The following is a 20,085-nucleotide window of genomic DNA, read 5'->3' as shown; positions in this document are numbered from 1 at the left end:
CCTTGGCTGCGTGAATGTCAGCTGTCGCCATCGACGCACGGCAGGCTCGCACTTGCAGCGAATGCACACTTTCCGCCTTTCGTGAAGGGCACCAAGCTAAACATCGGACGTGGTGAGCTCAAACCTGCCAATTGCCACGAGCTGCACGCGGCAGGGATTAGGGCGGGCGTTGTTCTTGTACGGGCAAGCATCACCTAAACGGGCGAAGCAGCGCTTAATCTCACTCAATATCCCCTCGTCGATAGAGAAACTCTTTCTGTTCCGGACAGGTAAAGACGGGCCGAATTTCCCGCGCCAGAAGATCCCGTTTGACAAATTGAGACCGCCTGCTTGATCCGACAAATTTGCGAAGTGAGATATAGTCGGTGCTAAACTGTGTGACGTCTTCATCCGAAACGCGGGTCACAGGTTGATTGGTTCTGGCATCGATGCACTCGATCAGCGTGAAATATCCCGCTTCAGCCAACATCCGCAGCACTTTAGGGCTTATCCGAATTGCTGCGGCCAAGGAGGATAAGCTCTGAGACGTGCCCACGCCTCTGGTTACAGTAAGGAGCGTTGCGGCTTCGCCCTGATTAATCAATAGGCGGGCAAAGCCATTCAACCCATTTGCCCTTTGTACGGTTCCTAAACGCTGATCGATGACCAGCTTGAGAATTATATCTGTTGATGTGCCCAAACTGCGCGCAGCATCTGCGATGCTTGTAAGGGAATGATAGGGCCCGGCGGGAGGGAATGACGCAAAAAAGTCCGACCAATGCTGTATGCTGGCTTCGGTAAACCGTGGGCGCGCGGCATCCCCTCCCTCGCCCGGTTTCAAAAGGCCAGCACGGATCAGCGTTTCCATTTGACTGCGGGTCATTGCAAGGCGCTTTTGGGCAGAGGCAAGGCTCACCGCCGCGCTGGCCTGCTCAAGCATATCCCCCACATCCGACGCACGAAAAATAACTTCGGCATCGGGCGCATCGGTTTCAGATATAACCGCAGCATCCATCAAAATCCGGCGCAAACGTTTGGGATGAAGGCCGTAGGTTTTGGCAGCGGTGCGGATCGAATGCAGCCGCCGCTCCACAACCCGAAAATCCAAAGCTTGTTCACCCGGTCCTAATGGCCAAGTTTGAAGGATATGATCCCGCAGCAGGTCACGAATAGGGGCAAAAGCGGGTCCACTCCCGGCACCGCGTTTCAACCAGTCATAAATTCGGCCATAGCGGGATTGTGGCCTATCCTGCGGGGTACCCGATTGGCAGCGCAGGGTTTCAAAATAAGCGCTAAGGGCGCCCGCTCCCTGATCCAATAAAGCAAAACCCACCGACGTTGCTGTGGCAAGCTGCATTTGCGTCAGGGCACCCAATGTCATTTCTTTGCCAAAACTGCGCGATACGCCCAGCATCTCGCAGGCCGCCCCCAAGGCATCGATCGGAAAGTCGCTGGCCCAACTGGTGGTCCGTGCGCCCGCCAATCGCAAAGCGACATGCGCCTCAAAGGCCCCCCCTTCAGGGACGGCTTCATCAAGCTCCCCGGCCAAAATCTCCGAGAGCCATGGCACCCAGGATTGCAAGAATTCATGCGTGATGGCGTCCTCCGGTGGCGCAATCAACCGCAGATGGTGAATGGGACATACCCGTGCAGAGGCTAATGACCAAAGAATACGGCCGTAAGCGTTGGGAAGGGTTTGTTCCGCGATATGCCCTCCCGTATCAGCCCGAAAGCAGGCCGGGCAGATACGGTGAATGCCGCGAAGGAGGTTGTGCTGGCCAATTTCATGGCCTGCGATTTCAAACGATGACTTGCCTTTCAGGATGAAGGCGCGGTGTGTTAATCGCTGAACCGGTACATCCCCGAGGGCGGCAAGTCCTATTAGGACCGACCGATCCCCTTTCAGGAAATCCGCGAGCGAGAGGCGCGCGTCTGTAAACAGATCTACAATGCTCGGAACACCGTTGACCCAAGCAAGTCGCGACGCGAAGGACGTTGCCGATTCGTCATCGTTCAAACAGGTGCTGAAAGGCAGTTTCATTCTGATCCCTATCTGAAAGCCTGACGGAACAGACCAGATAGAGGTGTCGCAAAGATAAGGGACCGCTGCAAGGAGCAGTCGAAGCGATTTGCAATTGCCACCATCTCACCCACATTCAGCGCAGATCGTCTTGCTCTGAATGTGGGGGCTTGCAGGTAATTTTCGCGGGAAATTTAGGAGCCAATTCCACGGGCCAAAAATACACCCCCTCAAGTCACTGAAAGTTAACGAAAACCATGGCATCCCCATGACCTCCGCCAAAATTTATCTTGACAGGTGTTTTGCCGTAATTTTGAAATTCGTACGAAATTACGGCTTCTCACATCAGTGGAAAACGAGCAAATTTGTCTTAACTATGCCTCGTCCTACATACAGAACCTCAATTTATATCAGCTACAGCCAGACGTCCCGCCGCAGGTGTTGCACTTCATGCAGGTGCCGTTGCGGACCAGCGTGTAGTTACCGCATTCGCCGCAAGCCTCGCCTTCATAGCCTTGCATCTTTGCTTTCACACGGGCGTCCATCGACACTGCACCGCTTGAAATAGCGGTCGAAGATGCCGCTACCGCTTGTGCGGTTTGCGGGACCAGAGTGTTCAGTGCCGATACCGGGTCCATTCCAGACCTCACAGCCGCATTGATCCCACCTTGCAACACCGTCAACTCTTGCGGCAAACGCTTGCGCAGATAGCCGGTTGAAGAAATCTGACGCAGCACTTCAAGCCCACGGCTTGCCGCTGCATCGTCCAGAGGGTTGATATTGCGCTTGCCTTCGCCCACGCCGCCACCGAGGTCGTCGAACGTCGCCCCTTGCGGTTTGACATGCGCCAAATCGGTGCGGTCCAAGTAGGAAACAGCCAGCTCGCGGAATATATAGTCGAGGATCGACGTCGCGTTTTTGATGCTGTCGTTGCCTTGTACCATGCCGGCAGGCTCGAACTTGGTAAAGGTAAACGCCTCGACAAACTCTTCCAACGGCACGCCGTATTGCAGACCAACCGACACGGCGATCGCAAAGTTGTTCATCATGGCGCGAAAGCCCGCACCCTCTTTGTGCATGTCGATGAAAATCTCACCCAGCTGGCCGTCTTTGTATTCGCCGGTGCGCAGGTACACTTTGTGGCCCCCAACAACCGCCTTTTGGGTATAGCCTTTGCGGCGCTCGGGCAGCTTTTCGCGGTGCGATTTGATGATCTCTTTGATAATCACCTTTTCCACAATCTTTTCTGCCAGAACGATGGCCTTTTCTTGGTCGGAACCATTGATCAGGATATCTTCGGCCTCATCATCATCTTCAACCAAGGCCGAGGCCAATGGCTGCGACAGTTTTGATCCGTCACGGTACAACGCGTTCGCCTTGATGCCGAGGCTATGCGACAGCTCATACGCGGCTAGCGTTTCCGGGATGGTGGCCGAGTTCGGCATGTTGATCGTTTTTGAGATCGCACCCGAGATGAACGACTGCGCGGCGGCCATCATGTAGATATGGCTGTCAACCGACAGATAACGCTTACCTTTTTTACCACAAGCATTGGCACAATCGAACACCGAATAATGCGCAGGCGCAAGGAAGGGCGCACCTTCCAGCGTCATGGTGCCGCAAATATGCTCGTTCGCTTGTTCAATCTGCGCGCGTGTAAAGCCGAGGTGGCGCAGTAAATCAAAGGTTGGGTCGGACAGCTTTTCGGTAGGAATGCCCAGCGTTTTTTTGCAGAAATCTTCGCCCAGCGTCCATTGGTTAAACACAAAGCGGATGTCAAAGGCCGAGGCCAAAGCGCCCTCAACCTTTTCAATCTCACGCGGACCGAAACCGTGGCCGACCAACGATGTGTGGTTGATGCCGGGGCAATTGCCAAGCGACCCGTGGCCCACCGCATAGGCCACAATCTCGGAAATCTGCGCCGAGCCATAGCCCAGCTTTTCCAGCGCCGCAGGTACCGATTGGTTGATAATCTTGAAATAGCCGCCGCCAGCCAGTTTCTTGAACTTCACCAGCGCAAAGTCAGGCTCGATGCCGGTTGTGTCACAATCCATCACCAAGCCAATGGTGCCCGTCGGCGCAATCACCGTGGTTTGCGCGTTGCGGAAGCCGTGCACCTCACCCAAAGCCAGCGCCTCGTCCCACGCCTGCTTGGCCAAGGATACCAGCGTCGCATCGGGGCAATTCACTTGATCCAAAGCAACGGGATTGACGTTCACACCCACATAGTCGCCCGTGCCATGCGCGGCAGCACGATGGTTGCGGATGACCCGCAGCATATGTTCGCGGTTGCGGCCATAGCCCGAAAACGCCCCCAATTCGCCAGCCATTTCGGCGCTCGTCGCATAGGCCACGCCTGTCATCAGGGCAGTCAACGCACCACAGAGCGCGCGGCCTTCATCCGAGTCGTACCCAAAGCCCATGTTCATCAGCAAGCCGCCGATATTGGCATAGCCAAGACCCAACGTACGGAAATCATACGATTTTTGCGCAATCTCTTTCGATGGAAACTGCGCCATCATCACCGAGATTTCCAACGTCACGGTCCACAGCCGTGAGGCGTGGATATAGGCAGCAGAATCAAACTGGCCGTCATTAAAGAACGTCAGCAGGTTCATCGAGGCAAGGTTACAGGCGGTATCATCCAGGAACATATATTCGGAACACGGGTTCGACCCGCGGATCGCGCCATCTTCGGGACATGTGTGCCAAGCGTTTACAGAATCATGGAACTGAATACCCGGATCGGCACAGGCCCATGCAGCATGGCCCACTTGCGACCACAAATCGCGCGCCTTGATGGTTTTGGAAACCGAGCCATCTTTGCGGTTAAGCAGATCCCAGTTGCCATCGTTCTTGATCGCTTGCAAAAACGCATCCGTCACGCGGATCGAGTTGTTCGAGTTTTGGCCCGACACGCTTGAATAGGCCTCAGAATCCCAATCGGTATCGTAGGTCGCAAATTCAATGCTGGTATGGCCCTGCTTGGCATAATCCAACACGCGCTTGATATAGGTTTCGGGGATCGCGACGCGTTTCGCGTCCTTGATCGCGGTTTTCAGGCCCGCATTGGCAGACGGTTCATACGCGCCTTCAGCCGAACCATCAAACGCCTTGATGGCCGCAAAAATCGCGTTCAACTTTTGCTCGTGCATTTTCGAGCCGGCAACGATTGACGCGACCTTTTGCTCCTCAATAACCTTCCAATTGATGAAATCTTCGATATCGGGGTGATCGGCGTCAACGATAACCATTTTCGCCGCGCGGCGTGTGGTGCCGCCCGATTTGATCGCGCCAGCCGCACGATCACCAATTTTCAAGAACCCCATCAGGCCAGACGATTTACCGCCGCCCGACAGCTTTTCCCCTGCCCCACGCAAAGACGAGAAGTTGGTGCCAGTGCCCGAACCGTATTTAAACAAACGCGCTTCACGCACCCACAGGTCCATGATCCCGCCATCGCCCACCAAGTCATCGGCGACCGATTGGATAAAGCAGGCATGCGGCTGCGGATGTTCATAGGCGCTGGTCGATTTGGTCAATTCGCCAGTCAGGTAGTCTACATAGTAGTGGCCTTGGCTTGGGCCGTCGATACCGTAAGCCCAATGCAGGCCGGTGTTAAACCACTGCGGGCTGTTGGGTGCGGCCATCTGGTTGGCCAGCATGTAGCGCATTTCGTCATAATAGGCACGGGCATCAGACTCGGTCGTGAAATAGCCGCCCTTCCAGCCCCAATAAGTCCAGGCGCCAGCCAAACGGTCAAACACCTGTTTGGCCGAGGTTTCGCCCACAATCCGTTGATCTTCGGGCAGTTTTGCCAAAGCGGCCTCATCGGGAACCGACCGCCAGAGGAATTCAGGGATACCCTTTTCCTTGACTGCTTTCAGTTTTGCCGGAACGCCAGCTTTGCGGAAATATTTTTGCGCCAACACGTCCGAGGCCACCTGACTCCAGCCGCAGGGCACTTCAACAGCCTCATTGCGAAACACGATCTTGCCATCAGGGTTGCGGATCTCGGACACCGTGGTGGTAAAATCCATCGCCCCATAGGCGCCAGTTGCTTCAGCTGTGAATTTCCGCTCGATCTTCATTTTGCCTCGTCTCCGACGATTTGCGGGCGTTCGGCGCCCGTTGTTTACATTTGAGACAAGTCTTCAGGTCGCGCCTTTCAATGAAAAGCACGCGCCACAGGCCAACATGGCACCATGATCGCATATATTGAATACCGTCCCCTTGCGCTACCATATCTAGTGCTGACTGGCTGCTTGTCGTCAAACTGTCGTATTTCGCGGGGTGGTTCAACGGCCTTTTCACTTTTCTCCACAGTTTTTTCGCGGCCTGTGGGTGGTTTTTTTCAGTTACCGCTATTTCCAAAACCAACCACCAAAATCATTAATAAATCGTTAAAGCCCTTTAAACCCAATGGAGGCCTAGCCTCTGTTGCCGCTTTCCCCAAGCGTTTAGCACATTTACCACCCCTAGCCCAGAACCGGCCTCAATTCCGGCCAAGCTACTATATCTTGTATTTACGCCGAATCGGCCAGTCTGCACGCCAACAGTAGGATCATGCCACTGTTGCCCCTATGTGACGGTCGGTCAAATTTTCAAAATTACAGTGCGATGTTGTGCATTTGCGATTCTGTTCAACGCGGCCTTGGGCAGGCGCGCGCGGGCTTGGCAAACCCGTGATCAACGCCCGTGATCAACGCCCGTGATCAACGACAGTCACAACCAAGCAGGCCTGCCCCTGCTTACGCCCAAGCCAAACACAAACGGGTGGAATCTGCGGTTTTTTGTGCCTAAATAGAGGTACAAAAAACCGGGACACCAGACCATGACCAAAGACATCATCGCGCGCTGCGAGGCCAAAGGCCTGCGTATGACCGAACAGCGTCGTGTCATCGCCCAAGTGATTGGCGCCGCCGAGGACCATCCCGATGTCGAGGAACTCTATACCCGCGCCTCGGCGATTGATCCGCGCATTTCAATCGCCACCGTTTACCGCAGCGTAAAGCTGTTTGAGGAAGCCGGCATTCTGGAACGTTTAGAGTTTGGCGATGGTCGTGCCCGCTATGAAGACGCTGAACGTGACCACCACGACCACCTGATCGACCTCCATTCCGGCGAGGTCATCGAATTTGTCGACCCCGAGATCGAAGAGTTGCAAGAGCGCATCGCCGCCCGCCTTGGCTACACGCTTAAAGGCCACCGGTTAGAGCTGTTCGGCGTGCCCGTAAAAAAATCAAAAACCTGACTCCATTGCTCGGCCCTTCCCAAACCACCTCCCCCAAGGTAAAGACATAACCGAGAAAGCACTTCCCCATAAAGCCGGAGGCAAAATGTCTACAATCGTCGATATCCACGCACGCGAAATTCTTGATAGCCGGGGCAACCCAACTGTCGAAGTTGACGTCTATCTCGAAAGCGGCGTCATGGGCCGCGCGGCGGTTCCGTCGGGTGCCTCGACTGGCGCACATGAAGCCGTGGAAAAGCGCGATGGCGACAAGTCGCGTTACATGGGCAAAGGTGTGCTAGAGGCTGTGGCAGCCGTGAACGGCGAGCTTGCCGAAGAGCTGGTCGGTTATGATGCGATGGAACAGGTCGGCATCGACCGCACCATGATCGAACTTGACGGCACCCCAAACAAGGCCCGCCTTGGCGCCAACGCCATTCTTGGCGTGTCGCTGGCCGTGGCCAAAGCGGCTGCCGAAGTGTCGGGCCAACCGTTGTTCCGCTATGTCGGCGGCACCTCGGCCCGCATGTTGCCCGTGCCAATGATGAACATCATCAACGGCGGCGAACATGCAGACAACCCAATCGACATCCAGGAATTCATGATCATGCCCGTGGCTGCGGAAAACATCCGTGACGCCGTGCGCATGGGGTCCGAAGTGTTCCACACCCTGAAAAAAGAGCTGTCCAATGCGGGCCTCTCGACCGGGATCGGCGACGAAGGCGGCTTCGCGCCAAATCTTAGCTCTACCCGCGACGCGCTTGATTTCATTCTTAAATCCATTGAAAAGGCAGGCTACCGCCCCGGCGAGGATATGTTCCTTGCCCTCGATTGCGCCTCGACCGAGTATTTCAAAGGCGGCAAGTATGAAATGAAGGGCGAGGGCAAATCTTTGACCTCTGCCGAAAACGTCGATTACCTCGCCGCATTGTGCGACGCCTACCCGATCATCTCAATCGAAGACGGCATGGCCGAAGACGACTGGGCTGGCTGGAAGCTGTTGACCGAAAAACTCGGCAACAAAATCCAACTCGTCGGCGACGATTTGTTCGTGACAAACCCTGCCCGTCTGGCCGAAGGTATCGCCCAAGGCTGCGCCAACTCGATGCTGGTCAAGGTAAACCAAATCGGCACGCTGACCGAAACTTTGGCAGCCGTTGAAATGGCCCACCGCGCTGGCTTTACCAACGTAATGTCGCACCGCTCGGGCGAAACCGAAGACGCCACGATCGCCGATCTGGCCGTTGCCACAAACTGCGGTCAAATCAAAACCGGCTCGCTCGCACGGTCCGACCGGTTGGCGAAATACAACCAGTTGATCCGGATTGAGGAAATGCTGGGCGAAACTGCTGAATTTGCAGGCCGCTCGATCCTGAAACGCTAAAACCAACGACCTTGGCGGGCCATCCAGCCCGCCAGGGCACCACGCAACCGCTTCATCTGTTCAAAAATATCCTCGCCGAAGGCTTCGCCCTTTCAGCAAGGACCAAGCCGTCAAAATGTACCCGACACAAAATTGGCTCTGGTCGGCCCGCCAACATGGCGCTACGCCAAGTCCATGACCCAGCACTCACAAAACCCGACGAACCAAGACAGCCTTGCAGGCTTTCTTTTTGCCATGTCTGCCTATGTGTTTTGGGGCTTTTTGCCGCTTTACATGAAAATGCTCTCCCATATTCCCCCGCAAGAGGTGATTGCGCACCGCGTGCTGTGGTCTTTGCCAATCGCGGCAATCGTCCTGTCGGCGCAGGGTCGCACGGCTGACCTTAAGCTTGCGTTGCGCACCCCAAGCATGCTGGGCATGGCAGCGGTCACGGCGATCTTGGTCTCATTGAATTGGGGCGTTTATGTTTGGGCGATTGGTGCAGGCCATGCTTTAGATGCCGCACTCGGCTACTACATCAACCCGTTGTTTAGCATATTCCTCGGCGCTGTGCTGCTGAAAGAACAGCTTAGCAAACTGCAAAAATACGCGGTTTTTCTGGCTGCCGTCGCCGTAATTGTGCTGACCATTGGCGCTGGCCGCTTGCCCGTTGTGGCGCTGACGCTCACGCTCTCTTGGGGGTTCTATGCTTATTTCAAAAAGCAACTTCCCATAGGCCCCAACCAAGGCTTCACGCTAGAAATCTTGCTGCTAACCCCCTTTGCGATTGCCTATATCATCTATGCCCAAACCGCCGGAAACAGTCATTTTTTCAGTGGGAACGCCACCGACACAGCCCTTTTGTTCGGCTGCGGCTTGGTTACGGCTATCCCGCTGATGCTTTACGCCAACGGCGCGAAATTGCTGCGGCTCTCAACCATTGGCATTATGCAATATGTCGCGCCAACGATGATTTTCCTTATCGCGGTGTTTGCCTTTGGCGAGCCCTTTGGCCTGCCACGCATGATTGCCTTTCCAATGATATGGGCGGCACTTGTGCTGTACAGCATTGCCATGTTTCGCGGTCGCAAACCTAAGGTCGGCTGATCTGCCCGCCGCCAATCGCCGCACGAACGCTCGTCGTTCCGGGGCAAGAGGTGGGCAGCCCCATCGCCACCCGCACTGCCAAATAGGCAAAGGCCTGCGCCTCTAGCATGTCACCGTCCAGCCCCACGGCCTCAACCGGCACCACCTCGCATTGCATCAAATCGGCCAGCATCGTCATCAACGCCGCATTATGCCGTCCACCACCTGCCACCAACAGCCGTGATACCGGCGCGGGGAAGTGCTCGGCCCCTTTAGCCACAGCGGCGGCTGCGGCTGCCGTGAGCGTCGCGGCCGCATCAGCATCGGATAGCCCCGCCACAGCCGCACTCAACCCAGCAAAATCATTCCGGTCCAAAGACTTGGGCGGCATTTTATAGAAATACGGATGCGCCAAGAACTGCGTCACGATCATATCATCCGGCACGCCCGCAGCCGCCAAGGCGCCACCCTCATCACGGTCCAACCCCAACCGAGCCGTAACCAAATCATTGATCGGCGCATTCGCGGGGCCGGTGTCAAAAGCCAAACAGGCCCCCGCCTCCTCAGGCGCATGATGGCGTGGGTCAACCCATGTCAGGTTGCCAACGCCGCCGAGGTTCAAGAACGCGACAGGGGCCTCGGCCCCGATAAACTTGGCACAGGCAAAATGGAAAAATGGCGCCAGCGGCGCGCCCTGCCCGCCCATCTCAACATCCGCCGTGCGAAAATCCCACACCACAGGCAGGCCCAACACCTCGGCCAAAACCGCCCCCGACCCCGCCTGATGCGTGCCGCGCCCGTTTGGGTCATGCGCAAGGGTTTGACCATGAAAGCCAACAATCTCGGCCCCGTCAAACATCCCCAACACGGCTGCATGGGCGGCCTCCACCTCTTCGGCCACCGCCTCTACCCCGTCATCGCCTTGCCACAACCCAAGGCCTGAACGCAGCAAGTCCCGCTGGGTCGGCGTATAGGCGCGATAGGCCGTCGGCCCGAATTCCAGAATCCGGTGCCCATCAGTCAGCACCATCGCCGCATCCACGCCATCAAGCGATGTGCCCGACATTGCCCCCAGCGCCCAAACCGATCCTGCCTTCAACATTAAAGCCCCCTTTGACGGCACCCCGCCGCCCCGCTATACGCGCATTACCTGAACTATAAAGCACGAGAGCCCCATGACCTACCATGCAAAATCGGAATTCATGCGCGTAATGATAGAGCGCGGCTTTTTGGCCGATTGCACAGACTATCAAGCGTTGGACGAAGCTTTGGTCAAAGGCATCTTGCCCGGCTATATCGGCTTTGATGCCACAGCAAAATCGCTGCATGTTGGGTCACTGATCCAGATTATGATGCTGCGCTGGCTGCAAAAATCTGGCGGTAAGCCGATTGTCTTGATGGGCGGCGGCACCACCAAGGTGGGCGATCCGTCGTTCCGCGCCGATGAGCGCCCGCTGCTGACGCCAGCCCAAATTGACGAAAATATCGCAGGCATCCGCAAGGTGTTTACCTCGTACGTCACTTTTGGCGAGGGTGACACCGATGCTATCATGCTGAACAATGCCGAATGGTTGGACGAATTGAACTACCTCGATTTCTTGCGCGATATCGGGCGGCACTTTTCGATCAACCGCATGCTGTCGTTTGAAAGCGTGAAATCACGGTTGGACCGCGAGCAATCTCTGTCCTTCCTTGAATTCAACTACATGATCTTGCAAGCCTATGATTTCCTTGAGTTGAATCGCCGCTACGGCTGCCTGTTGCAAATGGGGGGCAGCGATCAATGGGGCAATATCGTTAACGGTATCGACCTTACACGCCGTGTGCTGGACAACCAGATCTTTGGCCTGACCTCGCATCTTTTGACGACGTCAGATGGTAAAAAGATGGGCAAGTCACAGTCGGGGGCCGTTTGGTTGAACGCCGATATGTTCAGCCCTTATGAATTTTGGCAATACTGGCGCAACACCACCGACGCCGATGTGGGCCGCTTCCTGAAACTCTATACCGAGTTGCCGATCGAGGAATGCGACCGCCTCGGCGCGCTCGAAGGGGCCGAGATCAACGCCGCCAAAGCCATCCTCGCCAATGAGGTGACAACGCTGTGCCACGGCGCAGATGCGGCGGCGGCGGCCGAAGCCACGGCGCGCGAAGTGTTTGAAAAGGGCGGCACCGGCGATGACTTGCCAACCTTTACGGTCACTGCGGCAGAGCTAGCCGATGGGGTTTCCGTCTCGTCGCTGTTTGTGAAATCGGGTCTGGCGAAATCTGGCAAAGACGCCAAACGCCTGATCGCCGAGGGCGGCGCGCGGCTGAATGATGAGGCCGTGACCGAAGCCGGCCAAATGATCACCGCCGCCGATCTGGCGAACCCGGTCAAACTGACCGCAGGCCGCAAACGCCATGCTTTGATCGTTCTCGGGTAAGACTTGGCCGCTTGCGTGGCGGGATCATCCGTCATGCAAGCGGCCAATGCCGAAACTATCCTACCAATTGAAAAGGGCGTGGTCATAAGCCACGCCCTTTTCAATTATTCACTTGGTAGGCACTTACTTAGCGCAATAGTCCATGATCGTTGGCGCACAGCCTTTTTGCCAAATGCTGGTCAGCGCACGGCCAAACGCATCGGCAAAGCGTGGCGCATCGGCCAAGTCGCCGTAAATATGGCTTTGCTCTAACCATGCTTGCGGGCGCGTTTTCGCTGCACGGGCGGCAGTTTGTAGCGCGTCCCAATAGGGGTCGTTAGGCTCGATCACTGTGCCATCTTCGCGCGTGCCATCGCACATCCGCGCCCAAATCGCCTCAACCAAGGCAAGCCCTTCGACAGGCACACCCGCCGCCAAACCAGAGCGCACCAAAGGCAGCAAGAAACCGGGGTGACGGGAGGATCCGTCAAAGGCCACGCGCCGCGTGGTATCAACGATCGACGGGTTCGAAAACCGCCGCTCGATCAGCTCGACATAGGCGTCTGGCGTCATGCCGGGGACGGGTTTCACATGCGGCGCAATCTCGGTTTTCTCAACCTTGTTGAACAGCGCGCGAATGGCCGGATGCTCCATACAGCCTGCAATCGTGACCACCGACATCAAATCACCGGCGTTGGCGATAACCTGATGGCCCGCGTTCAGAATGCGGATTTTCATGGTTTCATAATCATGCACATGGTCGGTAAAGGTGGCACCCACCTTATCCCAATCAGGGCGGCCCGCGCAGAAGGCATCTTCGATCACCCATTGGCGAAAGTTTTCATGCGTGACGGGGGCCGCGTCTTCAATGCCAAAGTCGCGTGCCAAGGCCAGTTCATTCGGGCCGGTCGCAGGTACGATGCAATCGACCATCGAGTTCGGGAACGTGCAGTTTTCATTGATCCAGTCGGCCAGCGCGGGATCAGACAGACGCGCAAGACCCACCACTGTTTGCCGCAAAATCGCGCCATTGCCTTGCAGGTTATCGCAGCTTTGGCAGGTGAACGGGCCTATGCCCGCATCACGGCGCAGCTTTAACGCCGCAACCATCGCACCAAAGGCGGTTTTTGGCGCATCCATATGTGCCGCATCATAGGCAATATCGGCGTGGCCCGCGTTAAAGCTGCCATCGGTCGGGTTGATGTAATAGCCGCCTTCGGTCACGGTCAGCGCTACAATACGGATCGCGGGATCGGCCATTTGCCGGATCAACGCGCCGTTGCCATCTTCAATCGGCACGAAATCGATCATCGAGCCTGTCACCTCAAACGACTTGCCTGACGGGTCAAGCTCGATCAACGTGGTCAGGCAATCTTGGGTCAACAGCTTGTCGCGCATCACTGCGTCATTGGCCCGCACCCCTGCCCCGATGATCGCCCAATCATGGTTAAGGCCAAGGTCAAACAAGCGGTGCAAATACCACGCCTGATGGCCACGGTGAAAGTTACCCAGACCGATATGCACGATCCCCGGCGTCAGACCCGCACGGTCATAGGTAGGCACCCGAACCGTATCGGGCAGGCTGGCCAAAGTGGCATTCGACAATTTCATCTGCGTTTCCTATCAACTCATCCATTGTCCGCCGTCGACGTTATACGTCTGCGACAGAATATAATCAGACTCGGGCGAGGCGAGAAAAACCGCCATCCCTGTCAAGTCATCCGGTGTAGCAAAGCGGCCCGCTGGCACGCCTGCAGCCACTTCGGCCTTTTTCTGACCGGGGGCTTTACCCTCAAGCTTGGCGAACATCGCATCCACATGGTCCCAATGGTCGCCATCCACCACGCCAGGCGCGATCGCATTGACGTTGATCCCATGTTTGATCAGGTTCAGCCCTGCCGATTGCGTCATAGAAATGACGGCCGCCTTGGTGGAACAATAAACCAACACGAGGGACTCGCCCCGCCGCCCCGCTTGGGACGCCATGTTGATGATCTTGCCGCCATGGCCTTGTTTTATCATCTGTTTTGCAGCGGCCTGCATGGTGAACAAAGTGCCCGCCACGTTCACCGCATAAAGCTTGTCATAGCTGGCGCGGGTAATGTCGACCGTCTCGGACGCGTCAAACAGCGCCGCGTTGTTGATCAAAATATCCAGCTTGCCTGCCTGCGCCACGACCGCCGCGATGCCTGCATCAATGCTGGCCTGATCGGTCACATCCAACTGCACGGCATAGGCGCCCTCGCCCAATTCGGCCGCCGTGGCCTGCGCCGCCACAAGGTTAATATCCGCGATGGCGACGGTTGCGCCCTCGCGGATATAAGCTGCGGCAAATCCACGCCCAATGCCACGGGCGGAACCAGTGATAAGCGCGGATTTACCAGCAAGCCGTTTCATTCGAACCGCAAGCCTTTGTCGTCGAAGCGGTGGATTTTGTCTGCTTCGGGGGTGAGGTATACGGTATCGCCGGATTTCAGTTCAAACTCACCGGGAACGCGGACGGTGATATCGTCAACAAGGCCGGTGTCATGCACGTAAAAGAACGTGTCAGACCCAAGGTGCTCAGAAACGCCAACGCGGCCCTTCCATGCGCCTTCGGTTTTCGACACGCCGATATGTTCAGGACGGATACCGATAGTGGTGGCGCCGTGCTTTTTGGCCTCGGCACCTGGAATCAGATTCATTTTCGGCGAACCGATGAAACCAGCAACAAACAGGTTGCGCGGGCTGCGATACAGTTCCAACGGGCTGCCGACCTGTTCGATGTGACCGGCGCGCAGCACCACGATTTTATCGGCCATAGTCATGGCTTCTACCTGATCGTGGGTCACATAGATCATCGTGGTTTTCAGACGCGCGTGCAGCTCGGTGATTTCCAAACGCATGCCAACCCGCAAGGCCGCGTCAAGGTTCGACAAAGGCTCGTCAAACAAGAACGCTGCAGGTTCGCGCACAATAGCACGGCCAATCGCCACACGTTGACGCTGACCACCCGAAAGCTGGCCGGGTTTACGGTCGATGTAATCGGTCAGGTTCAGAATTTTCGCAGCATTATCAATGCGGCGGTTTTGCTCGGCTTGGTCCATCCCTGCCATTTTCAGCGGGAAGGCGATGTTTTTGCGCACCGACATATGCGGATACAGCGCATAGGATTGGAACACCATCGCCAGGCCGCGCTTGGCCGGTGGGGTCAGCGTCGCATCCTTGCCGTCGATGCGGATCTGGCCGCCCGACACATCTTCCAGACCCGCAATCAGGCGCAAAAGGGTGGATTTGCCGCAACCCGACGGGCCAACAAACACCACAAACTCGCCCTCTTCGATCGTCAGATCCAGCGGCGGAATGACCTCTACGTCGCCAAACCGCTTTGCAACTTTATCAAGAGTAATACGTCCCATAGTCTGAACTCCTTATTTCACTGCGCCGAAGGTGAGACCGCGGACGAGTTGTTTTTGGCTGAACCAGCCCATGATTAGAATTGGTGCGATAGCCATGATCGAGGCCGCACTCAGCTTGGCATAAAACAGACCTTCGGGGCTGGAATAACCGGCAATAAAGGTCGTCAATGGGGCCGCTTTCGAGGCCGCAAGGTTCAGCGTCCAGAACGCTTCATTCCATGCCAGGATCACGTTCAACAGCAAGGTCGAGGCGATGCCAGGAATGGCCATCGGCGTCAAAACATAGATGATTTCTTCGCGCAGACCTGCGCCGTCCATCCGTGCCGCTTCCAAAATCTCGCCCGGAATTTCCTTGAAATAAGTGTAGAGCATCCAAACGATGATCGGCAGGTTGATCAGCGTCATCACGATGACGAGGCCCAATTTGCTATCCAACAAGCCGGTAGACCGGAAAATCAGATAGATCGGGATCAACACACCCACAGGTGGCATCATCTTGGTCGACAGCATCCACATCAAGATATCCTTGGTGTGTTTGCCCGGCACAAAGGCCATCGACCACGCGGCAGGCACCGCGATAATCAGACCCAACAGGGTGGACCCGCCGGCAATAACCACCGAGTTCCAAAAGTGTTTAAAGTAGTCCGACCGTTCCTGCACGGCGAAGTAGTTTTCCAACGTCCAGTGAAAGTTCAGGAAAATAGGCGGATCGGCAATCGCGTCAGCCTCGGATTTAAAGCTGGTCAGAAAGGTCCAAAGGATCGGAAAGAAAATCAGCAGTCCCAGCGCCCAAGCTAGGGCGGTGATGCCAATTTTGCGGCGAGTAGAGATCGCACGGGCCATCAGTAGTCCTCCATGTGCTAAGGGTTAGGAATCCAGGTTTTTACCGATTGCGCGCATCAAGAAGATGGCAACAATATTGGCCAGAATGATCGCAATCACACCCCCTGCCGAACCAGCGCCTACGTCAAATGACAACAAGCTTTTGGCGTAAACAAGATAGGTCAGGTTGGTACTTGCCGTGCCCGGGCCGCCATTGGTGGTAACCAGAATTTCGGCGAAAACCGACAGCAAAAAGATCGTCTGGATCAAGATAACAACCGTGATCGCACGGCTAAGATGCGGCAGCTTGATATAGAAAAAGCGGCTCAGCGGCGGCGCGCCATCAATCTCGGCGGCTTCCAACTGCTCACTGTCAAGGCTCTGGATTGCGGTCAAAAGGATCAGCGTTGCAAACGGCAGCCACTGCCAGCTAACAATACCGATGATCGAAGCCAGCGGCGCCTGAGACAGAAAGTCATAAGGTTGCATCCCCAGCGCCTTGGCGGCAAAGGCGAACAACCCATTGACAGGGTTCATGAAAAAGTTCTTCCACACCAGCGCAGACACGGTCGGCATAACAAAGAACGGCGCAATCACCAAAATCCGCACGATCCCTTGGCCAAACATTGGCATATCCAGCAGCAGCGCAAACAAAATACCAAAAACGATGGTGATGATCAGAACGCCCCCCACCAACAACAGCGTGTTGCCCATCGAGCTCCAGAACGCGGGGTTGTCGATAAAGTTGACGTAGTTGTCAAAACCAGCCCAACCGCGGCGATCCGGCGTAAGCAAGCGATAACGTTGGAATGAATAGTAAATTGTCATGACCAGCGGAACTAGCATCCAGACGAACAAAAGGAACGTCGCGGGTGCAATCATCAGTTTCGCGGCAGAGCGGGAATGCTGTGTGGACATTGGGGCCATCCTGCAAATGCGGTGAAAGGAGTCTCAGCGTAACACCGAGATGCATCAAAGCAAGCTTTGAAAAAAAGTGGGGCCAGCCAAGCCGGCCGGCCCCAACAAATCGGGCGCGCGGCTTAGTTGTAGCCCGCTGCCTTCATTTCTTTCACGGTCAGATCTTGTGCTGCCTTAAGCGCATCTGCTGCCGAGATCGTACCAGCCAAAGCAGCCGAGAACTGCTGACCAGTTGCTGTTGCGATGCCCTGGAATTCAGGAATAGCAACGAACTGAACGCCTGTGTAAGGCACTGGGTCAACCGATGGGTTGGTTGGGTCAGCAGCATTGATGCTGTCCAAAGTCATTTGCGCGAATGGAGCAGCTGCCAAGTAGTCAGCGTTTTCATACAGCGAAGTACGTGTTCCTGGAGGCACGTTTGCCCAGCCTTCTTTGGACGCAACCAGCGCAGTGTACTCTTTCGAGGTTGCCCAAGCTACGAACTTTTTAGCAGCTTCTGGCGAGTCTGTGCTTGTTGGGATGGCCAAGGACCACGCCCAGAGCCAGTTGCCGCGCTTGCCCAAACCGTTGTCGGGTGCCAATGCATAAGCCATCTGATCAGCAACTTGGCTGTCTTTTGGGTTCGATACAAAGGACGCCGCAACAGTTGCGTCGATCCACATGCCGCAATGGCCGGTTTGCATCAACGACAAGTTTTCGTTGAAACCGTTGTTTGCTGCACCAGGAGGACCGTAGTTGGTCATCAGGTCAAGATAGAAGTCGAGCGTGTCAGCCCATGGCTTGCTGTCGAATTGAGCGTTCCACTTTTCGTCAAACCACTTTGCGCCAAACGAGTTGGACATAGCAGTCAAGAACGCCATGTTTTCGCCCCAGCCCGCTTTACCGCGCAGACAGATGCCATAAACTTCGTTTTCTTTGTCGGTCATCTTCATCGCAGCTTCTTTGATGAACGCCCAAGTCGGCGCATCTGGCATGGTCAAGCCAGCTTTTTCCATCAAGTCCTTGCGGTACATAACCATCGAGCTTTCGCCGTAGAATGGTGCTGCATAGAGCTCACCATCAACCGACAGACCGCCCGAGATAGCAGGCAACAGGTCGCCCTTGTCCCACTCAGCAGGAAGGTCGTTCAATGAGGTCAGCCAGCCTTGCTTTGCCCAGATCGGAACTTCGTATGTGCCGATCGTCATAATGTCGAACTGGCCGCCTTTTGTGGCGATGTCCGTTGTTACTTTCTGACGCAGAGCATTTTCTTCCAGTGTAACCCACTCAAGCGTGATGTCTGGGTTTGCTGCGGTGAATTCGGATGCGAGACCCTGCATGCGAACCATGTCACCGTTGTTTACGGTCGCAATTGTCAGAGTTTCAGCGCTTGCAGCAGCCGAAAAACCAGCAGCCAAACCAAGACCAACAGCCGTGTTAAGAAGTGCGCGTTTAATCGCCATGTAAATGACCTCCCGTTTTTTTACATGTGTAAAAGATACCGGAGAAATTTACCTTCCGTCAAGAAAAAAATTCTACAAAATTTTGCCGCGCAGCAGCATTCGTTCGAAATCAAGCAGACTCGCGCAATTTTAGAACGCCATCAAACAACTGAACCCGCGTCTCATTTGCCCCAGCTTCCCCGCGTATCATTTCGACCAGCCGCGAAACCGATGCTTTTCCAATAGCTTCGACATTCTGCGCCACAGTTGTAAGCGCGGGTATCGTAAACGGGCACAGCGGGTAGTCATCATGCCCAGCAATCCGCAAACCGCCCTTTGCCATGCGCCCTGGCACCAACCCATGCCGCGCCGCAGCACGCAAAGCGCCAATCGCCACACGGTCATTTACGCACAGAATCGAACGATCCAGATGCTCGCCATGCGAAAAGTACTGGTCCAAAACAGCCTCGCCATGCGCCTCAAAATGCCAGCGCGAATCGATCAACTCGGCCCCGATCACCTCGGGTTTATGGCCAAGCTCGGTTAGCTTGGCGATATAGGCATTCTCTCGCTCTATGGCGTTAAAGTTCACGCGCGGCATGGCCAGAAAAATCGGCGGCCCGCCGACGCGGCACAGGTATTCTGCAATTAAACCAGTGCTTTGCCTATGGTCCGTACCCACAAAATCAACGTCCGGCATCGTCTTTGGACGCGAGTCCACAAGCATAAACGGCAGCCGTGCGCCCATGCGGCGCTGCACCTCCGGGTCGCTTTGGTCCCCCAAGGGCACCACCAAGGCACCATCTACGCTCATCGACATTAAGGTTTCAGCCGCACGCGCCTCAATCGCGGGGTCGGAATGCGAACATTGGGTGATAACCGTATACCCCGCCTCCATCGCAGCGGTTTCAATCGCCATCAACAGTTTGGTAAAGAAAAGATCGTTTAGATACGGGATGATAACTCCAATAATGCCGGTGGTCTTACGGTTCATCCGCGTGGCAAAGAAATTTGGTACATATTCAACGCGCTCCAGCCCCAGCCGGATCTTTTCCGAGGTTTTGCCCCGCACGCTGTCGGGGCTTTGAAAATAGCGCGACAAGGTCGGGCGCGACACACCGATCGCCTCTGAAAGCTCTTCCATCGTATTGATTTTCGGCTTCATCCAGCGTCCCAACATGTCCGGTTTGTCTATGGCGGCAGCGTTAGCACCCAAGCAAGGCATGCTGTAGCCATCAAATTCTTTACTCATGTAAACTTTAGGCGTTCAAATTTATAATTCAACCTTTCTTTCACTGCCCAGACAATCCGCACAGCCACGCGACGGGCGACAAGCCAAGCCCGTTAACGCCATGCTAATCTGCCCCCCCCCTTTGGCGCGGGGTCCGAGCGATACGCCGATGCGATGAAGACTACGCAGCACCCAAACCAATAAAACGG

The 20,085-nt window shown here is 55.7% G+C and carries 15 protein-coding genes; 5 read left to right on the top strand and 10 right to left on the bottom strand.

Annotated features, from left to right (window positions below; translation table 11 throughout):
- A partial coding sequence (locus ACEN2J_RS11495; protein WP_442105964.1) for a hypothetical protein occupies positions 1-198 on the top strand: 198 nt, incomplete at its 5' end.
- Positions 199-220: 22 nt separating this feature from the next.
- Here ACEN2J_RS11495 and ACEN2J_RS11490 read toward each other — a convergent pair.
- Together ACEN2J_RS11490 and ACEN2J_RS11485 are read right to left on the bottom strand one after the other, a co-directional pair.
- Positions 221-2,020, bottom strand: a complete 1,800-nt coding sequence (locus ACEN2J_RS11490) for a TniQ family protein (RefSeq protein WP_442105963.1) — start codon at positions 2,018-2,020, stop codon at positions 221-223.
- A gap of 389 nt (positions 2,021-2,409) precedes the next feature.
- Positions 2,410-6,090: a vitamin B12-dependent ribonucleotide reductase gene (locus ACEN2J_RS11485; protein WP_442105962.1), complete on the bottom strand. Its 3,681-nt coding sequence runs from the start codon at positions 6,088-6,090 to the stop codon at positions 2,410-2,412.
- 743 nt (positions 6,091-6,833) lie between these two features.
- Between ACEN2J_RS11485 and ACEN2J_RS11480 the strand changes: the two genes are divergently transcribed.
- From ACEN2J_RS11480 to rarD, 3 genes are all read left to right on the top strand, one after another.
- Complete coding sequence (locus ACEN2J_RS11480) at positions 6,834-7,253, top strand: Fur family transcriptional regulator (RefSeq protein WP_442105961.1); 420 nt, start codon at positions 6,834-6,836, stop codon at positions 7,251-7,253.
- Between the two features lie 85 nt (positions 7,254-7,338).
- Positions 7,339-8,616, top strand: a complete 1,278-nt coding sequence (eno, locus tag ACEN2J_RS11475; protein ID WP_442105959.1) for a phosphopyruvate hydratase — start codon at positions 7,339-7,341, stop codon at positions 8,614-8,616.
- 174 nt (positions 8,617-8,790) lie between these two features.
- Complete coding sequence (gene rarD / locus ACEN2J_RS11470) at positions 8,791-9,702, top strand: EamA family transporter RarD (RefSeq protein ID WP_442105957.1); 912 nt, start codon at positions 8,791-8,793, stop codon at positions 9,700-9,702.
- On the opposite strand, the gene ACEN2J_RS11465 is transcribed toward rarD, so the two are convergent.
- Positions 9,689-10,783, bottom strand: a complete 1,095-nt coding sequence (locus ACEN2J_RS11465) for an anhydro-N-acetylmuramic acid kinase (protein WP_442105956.1) — start codon at positions 10,781-10,783, stop codon at positions 9,689-9,691. The two genes, rarD and ACEN2J_RS11465, sit on opposite strands and share 14 nt — an antisense overlap.
- A 73-nt stretch (positions 10,784-10,856) precedes the next feature.
- Between ACEN2J_RS11465 and tyrS the strand changes: the two genes are divergently transcribed.
- The gene (tyrS, locus tag ACEN2J_RS11460) at positions 10,857-12,107 is read left to right on the top strand and encodes a tyrosine--tRNA ligase (protein WP_442105955.1); all 1,251 of its coding nucleotides are present in this window, start codon (positions 10,857-10,859) and stop codon (positions 12,105-12,107) included.
- Positions 12,108-12,230: 123 nt separating this feature from the next.
- Here tyrS and ACEN2J_RS11455 read toward each other — a convergent pair whose 3' ends face one another.
- The 7 genes from ACEN2J_RS11455 to ACEN2J_RS11425 all read right to left on the bottom strand — a co-directional run bounded on the left by ACEN2J_RS11455 (position 12,231) and on the right by ACEN2J_RS11425 (position 19,810).
- The gene (locus tag ACEN2J_RS11455) at positions 12,231-13,697 is read right to left on the bottom strand and encodes a mannitol dehydrogenase family protein (protein WP_442105953.1); all 1,467 of its coding nucleotides are present in this window, start codon (positions 13,695-13,697) and stop codon (positions 12,231-12,233) included.
- 12 nt (positions 13,698-13,709) lie between these two features.
- A complete protein-coding gene (locus tag ACEN2J_RS11450; RefSeq protein WP_442105951.1) occupies positions 13,710-14,483 on the bottom strand; it encodes an L-iditol 2-dehydrogenase in 774 nt (257 codons plus the stop codon).
- Positions 14,480-15,484, bottom strand: coding sequence for an ABC transporter ATP-binding protein (locus tag ACEN2J_RS11445; RefSeq protein WP_442105949.1), 1,005 nt, complete (start codon positions 15,482-15,484; stop codon positions 14,480-14,482). Before ACEN2J_RS11445 ends, ACEN2J_RS11450 begins: the two co-directional genes overlap by 4 nt.
- 12 nt (positions 15,485-15,496) lie before the next feature.
- Positions 15,497-16,327: a carbohydrate ABC transporter permease gene (locus ACEN2J_RS11440; RefSeq protein WP_442105947.1), complete on the bottom strand. Its 831-nt coding sequence runs from the start codon at positions 16,325-16,327 to the stop codon at positions 15,497-15,499.
- Positions 16,328-16,351: 24 nt separating this feature from the next.
- On the bottom strand, positions 16,352-17,224 hold the full coding sequence (locus ACEN2J_RS11435; RefSeq protein ID WP_442105945.1) for a carbohydrate ABC transporter permease: 873 nt from the start codon (positions 17,222-17,224) through the stop codon (positions 16,352-16,354).
- 122 nt (positions 17,225-17,346) lie between these two features.
- Positions 17,347-18,666, bottom strand: a complete 1,320-nt coding sequence (locus ACEN2J_RS11430; RefSeq protein WP_442105943.1) for an ABC transporter substrate-binding protein — start codon at positions 18,664-18,666, stop codon at positions 17,347-17,349.
- Between the two features lie 109 nt (positions 18,667-18,775).
- Positions 18,776-19,810 carry a LacI family DNA-binding transcriptional regulator gene (locus ACEN2J_RS11425; RefSeq protein ID WP_442105941.1) on the bottom strand — a complete coding sequence of 345 codons (1,035 nt, stop codon included), beginning with the start codon at positions 19,808-19,810 and terminating at the stop codon, positions 18,776-18,778.
- Positions 19,811-20,085 lie beyond the last annotated feature (275 nt).

The sequence above is a fragment of the Pseudorhodobacter sp. W20_MBD10_FR17 genome, assembly GCF_052119765.1.
Classification (GTDB): Bacteria; Pseudomonadota; Alphaproteobacteria; order Rhodobacterales; family Rhodobacteraceae; genus Pseudorhodobacter.
The sequence above is the reverse complement of the archived record's forward strand: the minus strand, read 5'-3'. Positions and strand labels throughout refer to the sequence as shown.

What these genes read in the sequence shown, in the direction of transcription:
- ACEN2J_RS11455 (WP_442105953.1), bottom strand. Translation starts at nt 13,697, where the DNA reads ATGAAATTGTCGAATGCCACTTTGGCCAGCCTGCCCGATACGGTTCGG.
- ACEN2J_RS11445 (WP_442105949.1), bottom strand. Translation starts at nt 15,484, where the DNA reads ATGGGACGTATTACTCTTGATAAAGTTGCAAAGCGGTTTGGCGACGTA.
- ACEN2J_RS11435 (WP_442105945.1), bottom strand. Translation starts at nt 17,224, where the DNA reads ATGTCCACACAGCATTCCCGCTCTGCCGCGAAACTGATGATTGCACCC.
- ACEN2J_RS11440 (WP_442105947.1), bottom strand. Translation starts at nt 16,327, where the DNA reads ATGGCCCGTGCGATCTCTACTCGCCGCAAAATTGGCATCACCGCCCTA.
- tyrS (WP_442105955.1), top strand. Translation starts at nt 10,857, where the DNA reads ATGACCTACCATGCAAAATCGGAATTCATGCGCGTAATGATAGAGCGC.
- rarD (WP_442105957.1), top strand. Translation starts at nt 8,791, where the DNA reads ATGACCCAGCACTCACAAAACCCGACGAACCAAGACAGCCTTGCAGGC.
- ACEN2J_RS11490 (WP_442105963.1), bottom strand. Translation starts at nt 2,020, where the DNA reads ATGAAACTGCCTTTCAGCACCTGTTTGAACGATGACGAATCGGCAACG.
- ACEN2J_RS11485 (WP_442105962.1), bottom strand. Translation starts at nt 6,090, where the DNA reads ATGAAGATCGAGCGGAAATTCACAGCTGAAGCAACTGGCGCCTATGGG.
- ACEN2J_RS11465 (WP_442105956.1), bottom strand. Translation starts at nt 10,783, where the DNA reads ATGTTGAAGGCAGGATCGGTTTGGGCGCTGGGGGCAATGTCGGGCACA.
- ACEN2J_RS11425 (WP_442105941.1), bottom strand. Translation starts at nt 19,810, where the DNA reads ATGAAGCCGAAAATCAATACGATGGAAGAGCTTTCAGAGGCGATCGGT.
- eno (WP_442105959.1), top strand. Translation starts at nt 7,339, where the DNA reads ATGTCTACAATCGTCGATATCCACGCACGCGAAATTCTTGATAGCCGG.
- ACEN2J_RS11450 (WP_442105951.1), bottom strand. Translation starts at nt 14,483, where the DNA reads ATGAAACGGCTTGCTGGTAAATCCGCGCTTATCACTGGTTCCGCCCGT.
- ACEN2J_RS11480 (WP_442105961.1), top strand. Translation starts at nt 6,834, where the DNA reads ATGACCAAAGACATCATCGCGCGCTGCGAGGCCAAAGGCCTGCGTATG.
- ACEN2J_RS11430 (WP_442105943.1), bottom strand. Translation starts at nt 18,666, where the DNA reads ATGGCGATTAAACGCGCACTTCTTAACACGGCTGTTGGTCTTGGTTTG.